General features: G+C 71.1%; 14 protein-coding genes, 1 pseudogene and 1 riboswitch. Of the genes and pseudogenes, 3 read left to right on the plus strand and 12 right to left on the minus strand.

Translation table 11 applies throughout. The features are described from left to right. Positions 1–35: 35 nt before the first annotated feature. The 9 genes from STRIP9103_RS36040 to STRIP9103_RS36080 form a co-directional block, all read right to left on the minus strand. Complete coding sequence (locus tag STRIP9103_RS36040) at positions 36–1,127, minus strand: hemolysin family protein (RefSeq protein WP_009331065.1); 1,092 nt, start codon at positions 1,125–1,127, stop codon at positions 36–38. After that, positions 1,124–2,467 (minus strand): hemolysin family protein, encoded by a 1,344-nt coding sequence (locus tag STRIP9103_RS36045; RefSeq protein WP_009331054.1) that lies wholly within the window; start codon positions 2,465–2,467, stop codon positions 1,124–1,126. The genes STRIP9103_RS36040 and STRIP9103_RS36045 overlap by 4 nt, the downstream gene beginning before the upstream one ends. A gap of 265 nt (positions 2,468–2,732) precedes the next feature. Then, the gene (locus STRIP9103_RS36050; RefSeq protein WP_009331046.1) at positions 2,733–3,197 is read right to left on the minus strand and encodes a PH domain-containing protein; all 465 of its coding nucleotides are present in this window, start codon (positions 3,195–3,197) and stop codon (positions 2,733–2,735) included. A 20-nt stretch (positions 3,198–3,217) separates the two neighbouring features. Beyond that, on the minus strand, positions 3,218–4,075 hold the full coding sequence (gene hisG, locus STRIP9103_RS36055) for an ATP phosphoribosyltransferase (protein ID WP_009331044.1): 858 nt from the start codon (positions 4,073–4,075) through the stop codon (positions 3,218–3,220). Positions 4,076–4,140: 65 nt separating this feature from the next. After that, entirely contained in the window at positions 4,141–4,413 is a 273-nt protein-coding gene (locus STRIP9103_RS36060; protein ID WP_009331052.1) for a phosphoribosyl-ATP diphosphatase, read from the minus strand. Between the two features lie 33 nt (positions 4,414–4,446). Next, positions 4,447–4,932: a 6,7-dimethyl-8-ribityllumazine synthase gene (gene ribH / locus STRIP9103_RS36065; RefSeq protein ID WP_009331063.1), complete on the minus strand. Its 486-nt coding sequence runs from the start codon at positions 4,930–4,932 to the stop codon at positions 4,447–4,449. Positions 4,933–4,982: 50 nt separating this feature from the next. Continuing rightward, on the minus strand, positions 4,983–6,299 hold the full coding sequence (locus tag STRIP9103_RS36070) for a bifunctional 3,4-dihydroxy-2-butanone-4-phosphate synthase/GTP cyclohydrolase II (protein WP_009331067.1): 1,317 nt from the start codon (positions 6,297–6,299) through the stop codon (positions 4,983–4,985). Continuing rightward, positions 6,296–6,928: a nicotinamide mononucleotide transporter family protein gene (locus STRIP9103_RS36075; RefSeq protein WP_009331058.1), complete on the minus strand. Its 633-nt coding sequence runs from the start codon at positions 6,926–6,928 to the stop codon at positions 6,296–6,298. The genes STRIP9103_RS36070 and STRIP9103_RS36075 overlap by 4 nt, the downstream gene beginning before the upstream one ends. Beyond that, the gene (locus STRIP9103_RS36080) at positions 6,925–7,596 is read right to left on the minus strand and encodes a riboflavin synthase (RefSeq protein WP_009331048.1); all 672 of its coding nucleotides are present in this window, start codon (positions 7,594–7,596) and stop codon (positions 6,925–6,927) included. Before STRIP9103_RS36080 ends, STRIP9103_RS36075 begins: the two co-directional genes overlap by 4 nt. Before the next feature lie 153 nt (positions 7,597–7,749). Beyond that, positions 7,750–7,880, minus strand: a riboswitch (FMN riboswitch). Positions 7,881–8,200: 320 nt separating this feature from the next. Between STRIP9103_RS36080 and STRIP9103_RS52910 the strand changes: the two genes are divergently transcribed. Both STRIP9103_RS52910 and STRIP9103_RS36085 read left to right on the plus strand, forming a co-directional pair. Next, complete coding sequence (locus STRIP9103_RS52910; protein ID WP_258539369.1) at positions 8,201–8,335, plus strand: hypothetical protein; 135 nt, start codon at positions 8,201–8,203, stop codon at positions 8,333–8,335. A gap of 113 nt (positions 8,336–8,448) precedes the next feature. Next, positions 8,449–9,204 (plus strand): SDR family oxidoreductase, encoded by a 756-nt coding sequence (locus tag STRIP9103_RS36085; RefSeq protein ID WP_009331056.1) that lies wholly within the window; start codon positions 8,449–8,451, stop codon positions 9,202–9,204. Positions 9,205–9,472: 268 nt separating this feature from the next. Here the strand turns inward: STRIP9103_RS36085 and STRIP9103_RS36090 are convergent, their stop codons facing one another. The 3 genes and pseudogenes from STRIP9103_RS36090 to STRIP9103_RS36095 form a co-directional block, all read right to left on the minus strand. Next, positions 9,473–10,690, minus strand: a complete 1,218-nt coding sequence (locus STRIP9103_RS36090; RefSeq protein WP_048820914.1) for an IS110 family RNA-guided transposase — start codon at positions 10,688–10,690, stop codon at positions 9,473–9,475. 358 nt (positions 10,691–11,048) lie between these two features. Beyond that, positions 11,049–11,231, minus strand: a pseudogene (locus tag STRIP9103_RS53610) (winged helix-turn-helix domain-containing protein); the annotation flags it as partial. Positions 11,232–11,382: 151 nt separating this feature from the next. After that, complete coding sequence (locus STRIP9103_RS36095) at positions 11,383–12,906, minus strand: ROK family transcriptional regulator (RefSeq protein WP_009331050.1); 1,524 nt, start codon at positions 12,904–12,906, stop codon at positions 11,383–11,385. 240 nt (positions 12,907–13,146) lie between these two features. On the opposite strand from STRIP9103_RS36095, the gene STRIP9103_RS36100 reads away from it, so the two are divergent. Next, positions 13,147–13,544: MFS transporter (locus STRIP9103_RS36100; RefSeq protein ID WP_158696939.1), on the plus strand; the 398-nt coding region annotated here is incomplete at its 3' end.

Here is a 13,544-nt window from a genome sequence, read left to right on the forward strand (position 1 = left end):
TGCGCGAGCCACTCACCTCAAACGCGGGGGCGAAATCAGCTGGCCAGGGCCTCCTCCGGCGTGCTGGTTGCACGGGACTCTGTCACCCGGGCCGACGGCGGAGTCTGCCGGTGGGCCGGGTCCCGGACCTCGCCGACGAGCAACTCCAGTACGTCTTCCAGGGCGACCAGGCCCAGGACCTTGCCGGAGGCGTCGGCCACCTGGGCGAGGTGGGTGGCGGCCCGGCGCATGACCGTCAGCGCGTCGTCCAGCGGGAGCTCGGCCCGGAGGGTCGTCATGGGGCGCCAGATGTGTTGGGGGACGGCCCGGTCGGAGTCCTCCAGGTCCAGGACGTCCTTGACATGGAGATAGCGGCCCATGAAGGCGCCGGTCTCCGCCACCACCGGAAAGCGGGAGTAACCCGTTCGGGCGGTCAGCGCCACCACCTGGGCCGGAGTGACGGAGGGGCCCACCGTGACCAGGGCGTCGCGCTTCAGCAGGACGTCCGTGACGGGGCGGGAGCCCAGTTCCAGCGCGTCCTCCAGGCGTTCCTGCTCCTCGGGGTCGAGCAGCCCGGCCTGCCCGGAGTCCTCGACCAGTCGGCCCAGTTGGACGCTGGTGAAGACCGCCTCCACCTCGTCCTTGGGCTCGACACGGAAGAGCCGCAAGACGATGCGGGCACAGGCGCCGAGGCCCACCGTCACCGGCTTGCACAGGCGCGCGAAGGCGACCAGGCCGGGGCTCAGCCACAGTGCTGTCTTCTCGGGCGCCGCCATCGCCAGGTTCTTCGGCAGCATCTCGCCGACCACCAGATGGAGGAAGACGACGACCGCCAGCGCGATCACATAGCCCAGGGGGTGGATCATCCCGTGGGGAAGGTGGATCGCCTCGAACACCGGCTCAAGCAGCTTCGCCACCGTCGGCTCCGCCACCGCGCCGAGCGTCAGCGAGCAGACGGTGATGCCGAACTGGGCCGCCGCCATCATCTGCGGCAGATTCTCCAGACCGTGGAGGACCTGTCGGGCCCGTGCCGTGCCCAGCGGTTCGATCTGGCTGCGGCGCACGGAGACCAGGGCGAACTCGGCGCCGACGAAGAAGCCGTTGGCGAGCACGAGGAAGAGGGCGAACACAAGTTGGAGCACGCTCATCGGGTGGCCTCCACCACGGTGAGGGAATCCGTGGCGGGAGCGGTCCGTACGAGCCGTACGCGCTCTGCCCGGTAGTGCCCGACCTGCCGTACCGCCAGCTGCCAGCCCGACAGTTCGGCTCGGTCACCCGGCGCCGGGATACGGCCGAGGAGGTCGGCGACGAGGCCGGCGACCGTCTCGTACGGGCCCTCCGGGACGTCGAGGCCTATGCGCTGGAGCACGTCGACCCGGCAGCTGCCGTCGACGTCCCAGGCGGGGCGGCCGTCCTCGGGCGGGGCCGTGGCGAGTTCGGGCAGGTCGTGCCCGTCGTGCTCGTCGCGGACCTCGCCGACGAGTTCCTCGACGATGTCCTCCAGGGTGACGACACCCGCCGTACCGCCGTATTCGTCGACGACGACCGCGATGGGCTGTTCGCTGCGCAGCCGGGCGAGGAGCGGCTGCACGGGCAGCGTCTCCGGGACGAGCAGCGGGGGCTTCGCGATGCGGTCGACCGGGGTGTGCAGCCGGTCCTGTGCGGGGATCGCCAGGGCGTCCTTGAGGTGGACCATGCCGATGATCTCGTCGATCCGCTCCCGGTAGACGGGGAAGCGGGACAGACCGGTGGCGCGGGTCAGGTTGACCACGTCCTCGGCGGTGGCCGTGGACTGCAGGGCGCTGACCTTCACCCGGGGTGTCATCACGTTCTCCGCGGTCAGCTCGCCCAGGGACAGGGTGCGGACGAAGAGGTCTGCGGTGTCCTGTTCCAGGGCGCCGGCCTGGGCCGAGTGGCGGGCCAGGGAGACCAGCTCGCCCGGGGTGCGGGCGGAGGCCAGCTCCTCGGTGGGTTCGACGCCGAGGGCGCGGACCAGCCGGTTGGCGACCGCGTTGAGCCCGGCGATCACCGGGCGGAAGAGGCGGGAGAAGACGTGCTGGGGTCCCGCGACGAAGCGCGCGACCTGCATCGGCCTGGACACCGCCCAGTTCTTGGGCACCAGTTCGCCGATCACCATCTGCACGGCGGAGGCCAGCAGCATGCCGACGACCACGGCGACACCGGAGACGGCGCCTTCGGGTATGCCGATCGCGGTGAACGGGCCGTGCAGCAGCTCCGCGAGCGCCGGTTCGGCGAGCATGCCGACGACGAGGGAGGTGATGGTGATGCCGAGCTGGGTGCCGGAGAGCTGGAAGGACAGCTCCTTGAGCGCGCCCACCACCTTGTGGGCCCGGCGGTCGCCCTCGGCCGCGGCCTTCTCGGCCTCCGGCCGCTGGACCGTCACGAGGCCGAACTCGGCCGCCACGAAGAAGCCGTTGGCGAGGATCAGGAGGAACGCCGCCGCGAGGAGCAGCAGGGGGATGGTCATGCCGCCGCCTCGGTGTGTCCGGGAGGGGCGGCGCAGGTACTACAGGACGATCCGTCCATCGCTGGAGGGAGTCACTCCTCGAGTAGCAGGGGGCCACTGAACGCCGGGTGGCACAACAGTGGCGGAGGCGCAACGAAACGCCTCCGCCAACAGATTAATCAAGACAGGGGCCGGTGCGGCAGGGGCGGCGGCCCTGAGTCGCCCCCGATCCTGCTCGGGGTCGTCCCCCGATGCCGTACGGAACCGCCCGCGATGCCGCGCCGGGTCAGTCCTGGCGCTGCTCGGGCTCGGCGACCGAGCGGGTCTCGACCAGCGCGCGCAGGGTCTGGGCGTCCGCGATGGCGCGCTGCTTGGCGATGCCCGGCTGGATGCCGAGCGCGGGCAGGCTGGTCCCGTCGGTGAGGTCGAGGAACACCCATGGGTCGCCGACCCGCAGGTTCACCTTGACGATCTCCGCCCAGTCGAGCCGCCGCCGTCCGGCGATGTTGACGACCGTGACCCCGGACTCGTCGGCGACCACCTTGGGCCGGGAGAGCAGGACCAGCACGCCGCAGAGCAGTGCTCCCGTGAAGACGAAACTGATGCGCTCCCCCATGCTGAGCCGCTCCAGGAGCATGGCGACAGCGGTGATGACCACGAAGATCGCGGCCCCCGCGGTCAGCAGCACGGCCCGGGTGCGGCCCGGCCGAAAAGTGACCGGCAGGTCGGGAAGGGAGGACTGGTCCGACATCGCGTACGACTCCCCCGGCCTCAGAGGCGGCAGGCGTGGATGGCGGTGGTCAGGATGGCCCGGGCGCCGATGTCGTACAGATCGTCCATGATCCGCTGGGCCTCCTTGGCCGGGACCATGGCGCGTACGGCGACCCAGCCCTCGTTGTGCAGCGGCGAGACGGTCGGGGACTCCAGGCCCGGGGTGAGGGCGACGGCCTTCTCCAGCTGCTCGACGCGGCAGTCGTAGTCCATCATCACGTACGTCCGGGCCACGAGGACGCCCTGGAGGCGGCGCAGGAACTGCTGCACCTTGGGCTCGTTCTCGTCGGAGGTGTCCGCGTCGATCCGCCGGATCACGACGGCCTCGGACTTCATGATGGGCTTGCCGATGACCTCCAGGCCCGCGTTGCGCAGCGAGGTGCCGGTCTCGACGACGTCCGCGATGACCTCGGCGACGCCCAGCTCGATGGCGGTCTCGACGGCGCCGTCGAGGTGGACGACGGAGGCGTCGATGCCGTTGTCGGCGAGGTGCTTGGCGACGATGCCCTCGTAGGAGGTGGCGACCGTCATGCCGTTCAGGTCCTCGACGCCGCCCGCCGTACCGGGCTTGGTGGCGTAGCGGAAGGTGGAGCGGGCGAAGCCGAGCGACAGGATCTCCTCGGCGTTGGCGCCGGAGTCGATGAGGAGGTCGCGGCCGGTGATGCCGATGTCGAGGCGGCCGGAGGAGACGTAGATCGCGATGTCGCGGGGGCGGAGGTAGAAGAACTCGACCTCGTTCTCCGGGTCGACGATCCGCAGCTCCTTGGACTCCCTGCGCTGCTGGTAGCCGGCCTCATGCAGCATCTCCCCCGCAGGGCCGGAGAGGGAACCCTTGTTGGGGACGGCGATCCGCAGCATGAGGCGAGCTTCCTTCGTTCGTGTGTCGTGCGCAGGGAGTGGTTGGGGTGTTGCGGGGTTACGGCTCAGAGATGGGCGTAGACGTCGTCCAGGGAGATGCCTCGGGCGACCATCATCACCTGGACGTGGTACAGCAGCTGCGAGATCTCCTCGGCCGCCGCGTCCTTGCCCTCGTACTCGGCGGCCATCCAGACCTCGGCGGCCTCTTCGACGACTTTCTTGCCGATGGCATGGACCCCCTTCCCGACCAGCTCGGCGGTTCGGGAAGTGGCGGGGTCGCCATGGGTGGCCTTGTGTTGGAGCTCGGTGAAGAGCTCCTCGAACGTCTTCTTGGACATGGTGTGCCCAGGCTAGACCAAATACCAGGTTCGTCAGCGCCAGGGTTCGGATACTGAGCGGAGCGTGGCGGCCGTCGCCACGGCCGCCGTGACCGCCTCGTGGCCCTTGTCCTCGGTGGAGCCCTCCAGACCCGCGCGGTCCAGGGCCTGCTCCTCCGTGTCGCAGGTCAGCACGCCGAAGCCGACGGGGACGCCGGTGTCGACGGAGACCTGGGTGAGGCCCTGGGTGACACCCTGGCACACGTAGTCGAAGTGGGGGGTGCCACCCCGGATGACAACGCCGAGGGCGACGATCGCGTCGTAGCCGCGGCCCGCGAGGACCTTGGCGACGACCGGGAGCTCCCAGCTGCCGGGCACCCTGAGCAGGGTCGGCTCATCGATGCCCAGATCACGCAGGGCGCGCAGGGCGCCCTCGACGAGGCCGTCCATCACCTTCTCGTGCCACTGGGCCGCGATGACCGCGACGCGCAGGTCGCCGACGTTGCTGACGGACAGTTCGGGTGCGCCCTTGCCGCTCACGTTGCTCCTTGGTTCCTTGAATCTCGTACGAGCTGGTCTTGCTGTCGTTGCTACTGATTACCGCAGGTGGACGCGGTGGTCGTGTCCAGCCAGGGCAGATCGTGGCCCATCCGGTCCCGCTTGGTGCGCAGATAGCGGAGGTTGTGCTCGCCCGCCCGGATGGGCATCGGCAGCCGGTCGGTGACCGTGAGGCCGTGGTGGACGAGGGCGTCGGTCTTCTCGGGGTTGTTGGTCATCAGCCGGAGGCTGCGGACGCCGAGGTCCTTCAGGATCTGCGCGCCGGCGCCGTAGTCCCGGGCGTCGGCTGGCAGGCCCAGCTCCAGGTTGGCGTCGAGAGTGTCCCGGCCGAGCTCCTGGAGTTCGTACGCGCGCAGCTTGGACAGCAGTCCGATGCCGCGTCCCTCGTGGCCGCGCAGATAGACGACCACGCCGCGGCCCTCGGTGGCGATGTGCCGCATGGCCGTCTCCAGCTGGGGGCCGCAGTCGCAGCGCAGGGAGTGGAAGACGTCGCCGGTGAGGCATTCGGAGTGGACGCGGACGACGATGTCCTCGCCGTCGCCGATCTCGCCGTGGACGAGGGCGACGTGCTCGACGCCGTCGACGGTGGAGCGGTAGCCGTAGGCGGTGAAGTCGCCGAAAGTGGTCGGGAGTTGGGTCCTGGCCTCGCGCTTGACGGTGGGCTCGGTGCTGCGGCGGTAGGCGATCAGGTCCTCGATGGAGATGATCGTCAGGCCGTGCTTGCGGGCGAACGGGATCAGTTCGGGCAGGCGCAGCATGCGGCCGTCCTCGCCGGCGATCTCGACGATGGCGCCGGCGGGGCGAAGCCCGGCGAGCCGGGCGAGGTCGACGGCGGCCTCGGTGTGCCCGTCGCGCACGAGGACACCACCGGACCGGGCGCGCAGCGGGAAGATGTGGCCGGGGCGGACGAAGTCGGTGGGCTGTGCCGTGCCGCTCGCCAGCAGCTGGAGTGTGGTGGCGCGGTCGGAGGCGGAGATGCCGGTGGTGACGCCGTGCTCGGGGGCGGCGTCGACGGTGATGGTGAACGCGGTGCGCATGGACTCGGTGTTCTGCTGCACCATCTGGGGCAGTTCGAGCCGGTCGAGTTCGTCGCCCTCCATGGGGGCGCAGATCATGCCCCGGCACTCGCTCATCATGAAGGCGACGATCTCGGGCGTGGCCTTCTCGGCGGCGATGACGAGGTCGCCCTCGTTCTCGCGGTTCTCGTCGTCGACGACCACGACGGGGCGGCCGGCGGCGATGTCGGCGATGGCTTGTTCGACGGGGTCGAGCGCGAACTCCGCCGCGTCTTCCGAGTAGGCCGTGTCTTGCGGATAGTCGGTGCTGTAGAGGATCGGCGCCGAGGTCATGCCGGGGCTCCTTCCAGGACGGGCCTGCGCGAGCGCAGCCACCAGTCGCGCATGCCCCACAGGACGAGCGCGCCGTAGAGGATGTAGACGAAACCGGAGAACGCGTAGCCGTTGGCGAAGTTGAGCGGGACGCCCACGAGGTCGACCAGCAGCCAGGCGAACCAGAACTCGACCATGCCGCGCGCCTGGGCGTACATGGCGACGATGGTGCCGGTGAAGATGTACGCGTCCGGCCAGGGGTCCCACGACAGGGAGGGGAACGCGGTGAAGAGGCCGCCGACCGCGAGGGTGCCGAGCGCGGCACCGGCGATCAGGTAGCCGCGTTCGCGCCAGGTGGCGAACCTCGGGGCGATGGCGCCGTCCGTCGTCTGTCCCTTGGTGCGGTTCCACTGCCACCAGCCGTACGCGGCGACGGCCATGACGATGACCTGCTTGCCGGCGCTGCCCGTCAGATGGCCCACGAAGGCACCGAAGAGGATGAGGCCGGAGAGGAACTGCACAGGCCAGTTCCACAGGGAGCGGATCGCGCCAAGGGCGAGGGCGATCAGGCCGAGGATGTTGCCGATCATGTCCGACCAGAGGATCTGCTGGCCGAAGGCGGTGAAGGCGACGGAGTTCAGCGAGTTCACTGCGCCGCCCCCGGAGTGCTCGCCGCTTTCTGGGTGCCCGCTACCGGCGTGCCCGCCGTGCCCGGAACGCTCGCCGCGCCCTGAGCGCCCAGCAGCCGCTCGACGTACTTGGCGATGACGTCGACTTCCAGGTTGACCGGGTCGCCGGGCTGCTTGCGGCCGAGGGTGGTCAGGTCGAGGGTGGTCGGGATGAGGCTGACGGTGAAGTAGTCCGGGCCCGCGTCGACGACGGTGAGGCTGATGCCGTCGACGGTGATGGAGCCCTTCTCGACGACGTACCGGGTCAGGTCGGCGGGCAGCGAGATCTTGACGATCTCCCAGTTGTCGGACGGCTTGCGCTCGATGACCTGACCGGTGCCGTCGACATGGCCCTGCACGATGTGCCCGCCGAGGCGCTCGCCGACGGCCATGGGGCGTTCGAGGTTGACGCGGGAGCCGACGGTGAGGGCGCCGAGGCTGGAGCGTTCGAGGGTCTCCGCCATGACGTCGGCGGTGAACCAGTCGTCCTCGTGTTCCACGACCGTGAGACAGACGCCGTTGACGGCGATGGAGTCGCCATGGCGCGCACCTTGCGTGACGACCGGGCCACGCAGACGGAAACGGGAGGAGTCGCCGAGGTTCTCGACGGCGGTGACCTCACCAAGCTCTTCGACGATTCCGGTGAACACTTCCCGGGTCCTCCTGCCTCGTATGGGCACGGACTCCGGGGCTGTCGAAGACGACAGACAGAGCGGACCGCGGCACAGGGAGCGACGCCGCGTCGGACCCATCCCTTTCGGGCGGGCCAAAAACAGACGGCGGCGCGCACGTATGCCCGCCCGCCGCGCACTGCCTCCCATCCGGACTTTAACCGTCGGTCCAGGAATTTCACCTGGTCAACCGGTCGCTGGAAGCGACCGGGTCGCGGACTGTAACCGCCGGTTCGGACTTTCACCGACCCCGGAGTGCGCTGCTTCTGGTACATGGCCAGTGTGCCACGCCCGATCGACACCCATGCGGGTGAAGAGTGTGGCTTGACTCACAGGTGACATAGTTGGGCCTCCTACGCAAGCCTTTTCGCCCTTCGGGTGTGGCTGACCCGGGGTCAACTCCCGCCATGGCGCCCCCACTCGACACGCCCCGGACCCATTGACCAGCCTGGTCTAGTCCTTTTAAGGTCTGCGATCGCGGTACCCGCCCAGAACGGCCCGGCGGCGGTGACGACGGCCCTTGCCCGTCGCCGGGTCCTGGCGGGGAGCCGTCGCGGCCCACCGGGAAGGCAGACGGCGGCCCATGGCCTCCGCTCGCCGCACGCGATCCGGTGCCGGCGCCCTCGCCCTCGACTGCCGTGGGGCCGTGACGGGCGTGCGCGCGGCGATGAACCCGGACAAGCTGGACCTCGTGGGGCGGCAGTTGGCCCAGGCGTGACCCTGCGCCGGATGTCGTTCCCCTCTGTTGTCACATTTCCGTGGGGTCGCCCGGTCGTATCCGTACAGGGCGTTCCACCGGGGAGCGTCCGGCGTACGAAGGGGTTGGGCAGCATGACCACGATCCTGGTGACCGGCGGCACCGGTGTCCTCGGCCGACTCGTCACCGACCGGCTGCGGATGGACGGGCACGAGGTGCGGGTGCTCAGCCGGCACGCGCAGCCGTACGCCGTCGATCTGATCGCGGGCGGGAGCGGGCTGGACGCGGCCGTGGCGGGCGTGGACACGATCGTGCACTGCGCGACCACGCCGCGCGGGGGCGACGAGAAGGCGGCGGCCAATCTGATCGCGGCGGCGCGGCGGGCCGGTGTACGGCACCTGGTCTACATCTCGATCGTCGGCGTGGACCGGGTGCCGATCGGCTACTACCGGTCCAAACTGGCCGTCGAGCGGCTGATCGAGGAGTCGGGGCTCGGCTGGACGACCCTGCGCACGACCCAGTTCCACGCCCTCCTCGTGGCCCTCTTCGAGGTCCTGTCCAAGCCGCCGGTCATGCTCCTCCCGGCCGATGTACGCGACCAGCCCATCGCCGCCGCCGAGGTCGCCGCCCGTCTGGCGGAGCTGGCCGTGGCCGCCCCCGCCGGCCGCGTGGCCGACATGGGCGGACCCGAGATCCTCACCTTCCCCGAACTGGCCCGCGCCTACCTGACGGCCACCGGCCGCCGCCGCCGACTCCTCAACGTCCCCCTGTTCGGCAAGGCCTACGGCGCCTTCCGAGCCGGGGGCCACCTCGCACCGGAGCGAGCTGTGGGGAAGGGGACGTTCGGGGAGTACCTGGAGGAGCGGTTCGGGGGGTCGAAGGTGGGGTGAGGGGGCGGGCTCGGGGAGGAGGGACCGGGCACAGGCGGGTGGGGTCGGGCTGTGGGAGGGGTCGGGCTGTGGGAGGGGTCGGGCCGTGGGAGGGAAGGGTGCGGCGGCCGGGGCGGAGGCTGGGCGGCGACGGGCGAGCGCCGGATACGACCGCGCGTGACTCGGCCATCGGTAGCGTCGCGGCTGGGCCAGGTCAACGGGGGGGGTGCCTCTATGTCCTTCGTCAAGGCATCCCTGTCGGTTTTGGGGTGATTGGGGCTTGCTGGGGTCATGCGGCGAGTGCAACGTCCGGGGGTGTGCGGGATTCGTAGAAGGTGCCGTCTCGGAGCATGGCGAACAGGACGCTGATGCGTTGGCGAGCGAGGCGGAGGAGGGCCTGGGTGTGGGTTTTGCCGCGGGCGCGTTGCTTGTCGTAGTAGGTGCGGGAGGCGGGATCGGCGTTCATGCAGGCGAAGGCGGAGAGGAACATGGCGCGTTTGAGCTGGCGGTTTCCGCCTCGGGGTGCGTGTTCGCCGTGGATCGAGGTCCCCGATGACCTCGTGGTCGGGGCGAGGCCGGCGTAGGAGGCGAGGTGGGCGGCGCTCGGGAAGCTGGTGCCGTCGCCGACGGTGACCAGCAGGACGGCGGCGGTCCTGACGCCGACGCCGGGCATCGACGTCAGGACCGGGGAAAGAGGGTGAGCCTCCAGCAGGGCGTTGATCTGGGCTTCCAGGGCCCGGCGCTGGGTGTGGACGGTGGCCAGGGAGGCGGCCAGGGTGGGGATCACGATGTCGAGGGTGCCGGTGCCCGGGACGACGACGGTCTGCTCGTCCAGGGCGGTGAAGACGTCGTCGATGAGCCGGGTGGCCATGCGCGGGGCCTTGGGGCGGATCACCTCCACCAGCCTGCGGCGTCCGGCCTTGCGCAGGGCTGCGGGAGAGCCGTAACGCTCCAGCAGCCAGGTGACGGCGGGGTGGTCCAGGCGGGGCCCGAGGACGCGTTCGAGGCTGGGGTGGAATTGGGTGAGCAGGCCGCGTATCCGGTTGCTGGTGCGGGTGGCCTCGGCCGCGAGGTCCTGGTCGAAGCCCACCAGCACGGTCAGCTCGGCGGTGATCTCGTCGGTGAGCTCCAGCGAGCGCAGGGTGTGCGGCATGGTGCGGGCTGCGTCCGCGATCACCGCGGCGTCCTTGGCATCCGTCTTGGCCTCGCCCGGATACAGATCCGCGATCCGGCGCATGGCCAGTCCCGGCAGGTAGGCGGCCTGGCAGCCCGCGTCCCGGGCGACGGTGAGGGGGAGGGCGCCGATGGAGGCGGGCTGGTCCACGATCACCAGGACGGTGCCGAACTTCGCGGTCAGCTTGTCGAAGACGGCCCGCAGTTTCGGCTCGCTGTTGGGCAGCTGCTTGTCGAAGACCTTCTTGCCGGCCGGGGTCAGCCCGTGCCCGTGATGGGCACTCTTGCCGACGTCCAGGCCGAGGAACACGCCCACGTCTTCGGTGTCGAACATCGCGCCCTTCCAAGGGAGTTGAACGTGCTGGCCTTGGCAGTGGTGTCGTACGCGCGCATCCACGTTATGCAGACCTGTCGCCCGCGAGCTGTCCGGCATTGCGCCGGACCGGGCGGTGGCCGGACCTCTGATCAGCGTCTCCGACGGCACCTCCCGGGCCCGGTGACACCACCCCCCCCAGGTCATCCGTTCGACAGGGGGCAAAAGTCATGCCGGGCCCGGAGGCCAGCGGCCCTCTTGCAGGACCGCGGAAAACATAACGGGGCAGCCACAATGGGGGCGGATACGGCCCGACCGTCGGCGGCTCTGCCCTGGGCAGCGCTGAGGCTCGGGCGAGCCACAGAAGCGCGGGCAGCCATCCGTTCGCCGACTCGACCGCGCCGGAGCCGAGGGCCCGGCACAGCCGTCCGACCAGCGCCTGCAGCACACCGCTCGCGTCGGCGGGCGGATCACCGGCCCACACCTCGTCGACCAGCGCGGACGCGGGCACCGTACGGCCCGGCCGCAGCGCGAGCACGGTCAGCAGGGCGCGCAGCCGAGCGGGACGGGCAAGGGTCGGACACAGCCGGCCACCAGCAGCGCTGCGGGGGCCAGGCCGAACGTAGCAGGGCGGCGACTCGGCTCGGAGTCGGCGGCCCACCGCGGTCCGCTCGTGCTTCTGGGCGGTCGACGACGCCTCCGGCCCGCCCGCGCTACCGCCCCGGCGGTGCGAACAGCTCGTCCTGCGCGGCGTTTCTCGCCATCAGCAGCGCACCGCGCAGTACGGCGGCCCCGCCGAGGGCGCTCGGGCGGACCTCGGTCGGCAGTGGCGACAGGGCTGCCAACCGCGCCTGGACCCGGGCGGCGAGGGCCTCTCCGCCCGCCTGCCCGAGCTCTCCGCCGAGCACCACGCACCCGGGGTCGAGGATGGCGACGACGGAGGCCGCGCCCACGGCAAGCCGATCGGCGAGGGCGTCGAGGAAGCGGGCGTTGCGCTCGGCCGAAGGGGCGTTGCGCTCGGCCGAAGGGGCGTTGCGCTCGGCCGGCGGGCCGGGTTCGCCCTTCGAAGCGCCCGGCCGGCTCCCAGAGAGAGTCGTCCCGCTCACCGACAGGCCCGCCGTGTCCGGCGAAGAACCGCTCGCTCCGGCCGGGGCCCCGCCCTCACCCGCAGACGGCCCCCGCCCCACCGACAACGAGCTGCCCTCACCCGCCGAAACCGCCGTCCCACCGCCCGAGGCATGCGAACCACTCACCGGAACACCCGCCCCGCCCGCCGAAGGATGCGTGCCGCTCGGCGGAAGGCCCGCTCTGGCCGACGCACAGCCCGTCTCGCTCGCCCCGAGTCCCGCCACAGCCGCCCGCACCAATGTCGCCGCATGCAGTTCGTGTCCCACGGCCTCCGCCGTGACCCCGTGCCGCTCCGCCAGGGCGACCACCGCTGCCGCGCCCGCCAGGGAGTGGAAGCCGCCCTCGCAGCCGGTGGCGGAGGGCAGCGTGGGTGTGCCCGGGACCGGGAGGAAGCCGATCTCGCCGGTGCCGCCGGAGGCGCCGCGGCGGAGGTGGCCGTCGAGGACGACGGCGGCACCGGTGCCGAGCCCGAGCCAGAGGAGGACGAAGGTGTCGCGGTCGTGGGCGGCGCCGTCGCGCTGTTCGGCGAGGGCGGCGAGGTTGGTCTCGTTCTCGACGAGGACCCGGGCCGGGAGGCGTTCGCCGAGGGCGGTGGCCAGTCGGCGGTGCCATTCGGGAAGGCCGATGGTGTTCCGGAGTTCGCCGGTGACGGGGTCGATCAGGCCGGGCGCGCCGATCCCCACCGTGTGCAGCGGGTCGGCGCCCGCCTCCTTCGCGGTCCGCTCCACCAGGGTGACCGCCTGCTCCACCGCCGGCCCCGTGCCGGTGTCGTCCGCGATGGGGACGGACGCCCGTGTCAGCTCCGTACCGAGCAGATCGGCGACGACCACCGTGACCCCTTCGGTGCGCACATCGAGCGCGGCCAGGTGCGCGCGGTCGGCGACGATGCCGTAGAGGCGGGCGTTCGGACCGCGCCGCTGCTCCCCCGACTCCCCCACGACCGCGATGAGCCCGGCCTCGGTCAGGCGTTCCACGAGGTCGGCGACCGTGGGCCGGGACAGACCGGTGAGCACCTTCAACTCACCGGCCGTCAACGGCCCTTCCTCCTGCAGCAGCCGCAGGGCGAGCCGGTCGTTGATGGCCCGGGCGGTGCTGGGTGATGCGGGCATGCCGGGATCCTCCCAGATCGAAGAGGGCGTACGGGACGTCGGCCCTGCGCCCGATACTCTCTATCTATCAGGCAGGGTTCCTGATAGTTTACGGCGGCGGCGCGAGCGAGGGCCGGGCGCCCCAGCGTTCGCGAGTGGCTGCCGGGTCCGGGGACTCGGAGCAGCCGTCGGGTGCCCGGGGCGGTGACGGACAGGAGCTGGGGCACGTCAATCACGCCAGTGACCAGGGAGGGGCCGAGAATGAGCTCAGTGGGCGTCGACGAGCAGCGTGCGGTGGTGCGGCGGGCCCGGTACGCCGTGGCCGCCGTCTTCGCCGTGCACGGTGCCGTCACCGGCTCGTTCGCGACACGGGTGCCGTGGATCCAGGACCACTCCCAGGTCAGCGCGGGCCAGCTGGGGCTCGCACTCGCCTTCCCGGCGATCGGCGCGTCCGTGGCGATGCCGCTCGCGGGCTGGATCAGCCACCGTTTCGGCGCCCGTACGGCGATGCGCGGACTGATCTGCCTCTGGACGCTCGCGCTGATGCTGCCGTCCCTGGCGCCGAACCTGTGGACGCTGTGTCTCGCCCTCTTCGTGTACGGCGCGACGGCGGGCATGGCGGACGTCGCGATGAACGCGCTCGGCGTCGAGGTCGAGAA

This window comes from Streptomyces ipomoeae 91-03, assembly GCF_000317595.1.
Classification (GTDB): domain Bacteria; phylum Actinomycetota; class Actinomycetes; order Streptomycetales; family Streptomycetaceae; genus Streptomyces; species Streptomyces ipomoeae.

Excerpts from the sequence above, each read along its gene's own strand:
- STRIP9103_RS36045 (WP_009331054.1), bottom strand. The coding sequence starts at position 2,467 with ATGACCATCCCCCTGCTGCTCCTCGCGGCGGCGTTCCTCCTGATCCTC.
- STRIP9103_RS36050 (WP_009331046.1), bottom strand. The coding sequence starts at position 3,197 with ATGTCGGACCAGTCCTCCCTTCCCGACCTGCCGGTCACTTTTCGGCCG.
- STRIP9103_RS36070 (WP_009331067.1), bottom strand. The coding sequence starts at position 6,299 with ATGACCTCGGCGCCGATCCTCTACAGCACCGACTATCCGCAAGACACG.
- STRIP9103_RS36085 (WP_009331056.1), top strand. The coding sequence starts at position 8,449 with ATGACCACGATCCTGGTGACCGGCGGCACCGGTGTCCTCGGCCGACTC.
- hisG (WP_009331044.1), bottom strand. The coding sequence starts at position 4,075 with ATGCTGCGGATCGCCGTCCCCAACAAGGGTTCCCTCTCCGGCCCTGCG.
- STRIP9103_RS52910 (WP_258539369.1), top strand. The coding sequence starts at position 8,201 with ATGGCCTCCGCTCGCCGCACGCGATCCGGTGCCGGCGCCCTCGCCCTC.
- STRIP9103_RS36060 (WP_009331052.1), bottom strand. The coding sequence starts at position 4,413 with ATGTCCAAGAAGACGTTCGAGGAGCTCTTCACCGAGCTCCAACACAAG.
- STRIP9103_RS36090 (WP_048820914.1), bottom strand. The coding sequence starts at position 10,690 with ATGTTCGACACCGAAGACGTGGGCGTGTTCCTCGGCCTGGACGTCGGC.
- STRIP9103_RS36095 (WP_009331050.1), bottom strand. The coding sequence starts at position 12,906 with ATGCCCGCATCACCCAGCACCGCCCGGGCCATCAACGACCGGCTCGCC.
- STRIP9103_RS36040 (WP_009331065.1), bottom strand. The coding sequence starts at position 1,127 with ATGAGCGTGCTCCAACTTGTGTTCGCCCTCTTCCTCGTGCTCGCCAAC.